Origin of the sequence: Burkholderia sp. LMG 13014, assembly GCF_905232215.1 — a bacterium.
In the GTDB taxonomy this organism is placed as follows: Bacteria; Pseudomonadota; Gammaproteobacteria; order Burkholderiales; family Burkholderiaceae; genus Burkholderia.
The window spans coordinates 1-3,219 of sequence record NZ_CAJNKE010000639.1 but is presented as its reverse complement, the minus strand read 5'-3'; the positions used below and the strand labels follow the sequence as shown (position 1 = coordinate 3,219).

General features: G+C 63.5%; 3 protein-coding genes and 2 pseudogenes. 1 reads left to right on the top strand and 4 read right to left on the bottom strand.

The features are described 5' to 3' along the window. A pseudogene (locus tag JYJ84_RS32320) lies at nucleotides 1-260 on the bottom strand (PhoH family protein); the annotation flags it as partial. On the opposite strand from JYJ84_RS32320, the pseudogene JYJ84_RS38070 reads away from it, so the two are divergent. Next, nucleotides 156-400 (top strand): annotated as a pseudogene (locus tag JYJ84_RS38070) (hypothetical protein); the annotation flags it as partial. The pseudogenes JYJ84_RS32320 and JYJ84_RS38070 overlap by 105 nt on opposite strands. Nucleotides 401-592: 192 nt before the next feature. On the opposite strand, the gene JYJ84_RS32315 reads toward JYJ84_RS38070, so the two are convergent. The 3 genes from JYJ84_RS32315 to JYJ84_RS32305 all read right to left on the bottom strand — a co-directional run bounded on the left by JYJ84_RS32315 (nucleotide 593) and on the right by JYJ84_RS32305 (nucleotide 3,134). Further along, on the bottom strand, nucleotides 593-1,054 hold the full coding sequence (locus tag JYJ84_RS32315) for a peroxiredoxin (RefSeq protein WP_006756046.1): 462 nt from the start codon (nucleotides 1,052-1,054) through the stop codon (nucleotides 593-595). A 114-nt stretch (nucleotides 1,055-1,168) separates the two neighbouring features. Further along, nucleotides 1,169-2,065: a polysaccharide deacetylase family protein gene (locus tag JYJ84_RS32310; protein WP_122945590.1), complete on the bottom strand. Its 897-nt coding sequence runs from the start codon at nucleotides 2,063-2,065 to the stop codon at nucleotides 1,169-1,171. Nucleotides 2,066-2,078: 13 nt separating this feature from the next. After that, a complete protein-coding gene (locus JYJ84_RS32305) occupies nucleotides 2,079-3,134 on the bottom strand; it encodes a bifunctional UDP-4-keto-pentose/UDP-xylose synthase (RefSeq protein ID WP_122945589.1) in 1,056 nt (351 codons plus the stop codon). Between the last annotated feature and the right edge of the window lie 85 nt (nucleotides 3,135-3,219).

The following is a 3,219-nucleotide window of genomic DNA, read 5'->3' as shown; positions in this document are numbered from 1 at the left end:
GCAGCCGTCTGCTTGGTCTTGCGACCGCGTGCGGGTGCGCTTGCGGTGTCTTGCGCCGAAGATGCGACGGCGCGCAGCGGCGCGGCCGTGTTCGCGGCTTCGGTCATCGGTTGGGCCACGCTAGCCGGACCAAAGTCACCGGCTGTGGATGCGTCCCCTTCGGCGGATTTCTTCGCGGCTTTCGCGGGCCGCGCTTTCGCCTTGTATTCGTCGGGCGGCAGCAGGCTGCCGAGCTTGCTGGGGGGGGTAGGCAAAGGCATGGTGTCCCTCGGGAGGAATCGTGTCGCATGGCGTGCGCCGCTGATCGCATCCTGCGTGACGTAGACGCATGCAGTTTGCGCGCGGTGGCGCACAGGAAGTTCGTCTAGCCGGTTCGCCTAGGTGTCGGTCAGCTCCTTGACGCGGTGAGGGCCGGACCGAGGGCCGGCGCGCAATCCATAAAAAAAGCCGCTGCCTCGACGAAAGAGGCATGCGGCTCGGCTGATACCGTCGTAATGCGCGTCAGGTGCCGGCAAGCATCGCAACGAGCACCGGCGCAGCTACGAGAAATATGGGGCGAACTGGCATTCATTGCGGCCCAATATAACGCGCCTCAAAGCGCTTGTACAGCACTTAGCACGTCGTCCACATGACCCGGTACCTTGATGCCGCGCCATGCCTGGCGAAGCACGCCGTCGGCGTCGATCAGGAACGTCGAGCGCTCGATTCCACGCACTTCCTTGCCATACATTTTCTTCATCTTGATGACATCGAACAGCGCGCACAGCGCTTCGTCGGCATCGGAAATCAGCGGGAACGGCAGTTCGAGCTTTGCCTTGAAATTGTCATGCGAGCGCAGGCTGTCTCGCGACACGCCGATGACTTCCGCACCGGCTTTCTTGAACTTCGGATAGAGATCGCGGAACTGCAGCCCTTCGGTCGTGCAGCCCGGCGTGTTGTCCTTCGGATAGAAGTACAGCACGAGCTTCTTGCCTTTCAGGTCGGACAGCGAAATGTCGCCGCCCGTGGCCGGTGCGGTGAAATCGGGAACTTGACGGTCAACTTCGACGGACACGTGTTTCTCCTGTTGTTATGGAAGCGCACAGCGGCCGCGATGCGCGCGGGTGGCGCGCGGCGGCAACTGTGCTGGAAGGTCTGGAGAGCGGCGCCGGCGTGCGCCTGGGCGAACTCAGTCGGGCTGGACGATCAGTTCGCCGGAGCGGCCGGGGATTTCGCCCCACGTGACAGGGTACGATGGCAGCGAGTCGCGGTCCAGCGTCGCGTGATAGTCGCCCATCGTCGCAAACGTGTGGCCTTGCGCACGCCAGCCGGCGAGCAGTTGCTCGAACACGGGCGCGAGCTTCTGGCCTTCCAGTTCCGCATGCAGCGTGAACACCTGGTCGTGCGGATTGGTTTCGGTGAACTTGAGGATGTGCGCAGCGACGTTGTGCGTGTCGATGCCGTCGATGCCGAGCACTTCGTCGAGCGTCGGCAGCGTGGTGGGCATCTGCACGTGCGACAGCGTGCGGCCATCGACGACCGGCAGGTACGGCGAGTGGCCGCGACCATCGGACGCATAGCGCATGCCCCACGCGTCGATCTGCTCGAACGCGGAATCGTTCATCTGCCAGCCCGCTGCGCCGTGCGTGACGGGCGGCGCGCCGAAGATTTCGATGAAGCGCGCGTGACTCTTCTGCATTTCACGCGCGGTCCAGTCGCGGTCGCGCACGCGGACGTTGTCCTGCCAGTACACGTGATCCCACGTGTGGATCCCGCATTCGAAGCCGGCCTCGTGAATCGCGCGCATGTCGGCGATCGCGCGGCGGCCGATGTCGGGGCCCGGCAGCAGCACGCCGTACATCAGCTGCTTCACGCCGTAGTGCTCGACCACCGACGTGCGCGACACTTTCTTCAGGAAGCCGGGGCGGAACACGCGCCGCAGCGCCCAGCCCGTGTGATCCGGGCCGAGGCTGAAGAGGAAGGTCGCGCGCGCACTGAAGCGGTCGAAGATGCGCGCGAGGTTCGGCACGCCTTCGCGCGTGCCGCGCAGCGTGTCGACGTCGATCTTGAGGACGATGCGAGCCAAGCGAACGTCCCGATCAGCCTTGCTGTTCGACGAGCGCGCGCGCGTCGGCGACGTGGCCGCGATACGCTTCGAAGATGTTGCGCAGTGCGTCGTCGAACGTCGCTTGCGGCGCCCAGCCGAGTTCCTGCATCGTGTTGTCGATCTTCGGCACGCGGTTCTGCACGTCCTGGTAGCCGTTGCCGTAGTAGGCGCCGGACGTCGTCTCGACGAGCTTCACCTGCTTGGCCAAATCGGCGTACTCGGGGAATTCCGCCGCCAGTTCGAGCATCTTGTGCGCGAGCTCGCGAACCGAGAAGTTGTTCTTCGGATTCCCGATGTTGTAGATCTTGCCCGACGCGACGCCGTCCTTGTTCTCGATGATCTTCATCAGCGCGCTGATGCCGTCGCCGATGTCGGTGAACGCACGCTTCTGCGAGCCGCCGTCGACGAGGCTGATGTTCTCGCCGCGCACGATGTGGCCGAGGAACTGCGTGACCACGCGCGAGCTGCCTTCCTTCGGCGTGTAGATCGAATCGAGGCCCGGGCCGATCCAGTTGAACGGACGGAACAGCGTGAAGTTCAGGCCTTCCATCCCGTAGCCCCAGATCACGCGGTCCATCAGCTGCTTCGAGCACGCGTAGATCCAGCGCGGCTTGTTGATCGGGCCGTAGGTGAGGGCCGACGCATCCGGGTCGAACTGTTCGTCCGAGCACATGCCGTAGACCTCGGAGGTCGACGGGAACACGAGGTGCTTGCCGTACTTGACGGCCGAACGCACGATCGGCAGGTTCGCCTCGAAGTCGAGTTCGAACACGCGCAGCGGCTGCTGGACGTAGGTGGCGGGCGTCGCGATCGCGACGAGCGGCAGGATCACGTCGCACTTCTTCACGTGATACTCGACCCACTCCTTGTTGATCGTGATGTCGCCTTCGAAGAAATGCATCCGTTCGTGGTTGACGAGGTCGCCCAGTCGATCGGTCTGCATGTCCATGCCGAACACTTCCCAATCGGTGGTTTCAAGAATGCGCTTGGACAGGTGATGGCCGATGAAGCCGTTCACACCCAGGATCAGGACTTTTTTTGCTTTCATGAATGACGGGAAGAATGAATGAACTGCGCGAATTCCGCGGGCGTCACGACGGTTTCGCTGCCGTCGCGCTGCTGCCACAGCTCGA

Coding starts and splice junctions, on each gene's coding strand:
- JYJ84_RS32305 (WP_122945589.1), bottom strand. CDS start 3,134: ATGAAAGCAAAAAAAGTCCTGATCCTGGGTGTGAACGGCTTCATCGGC.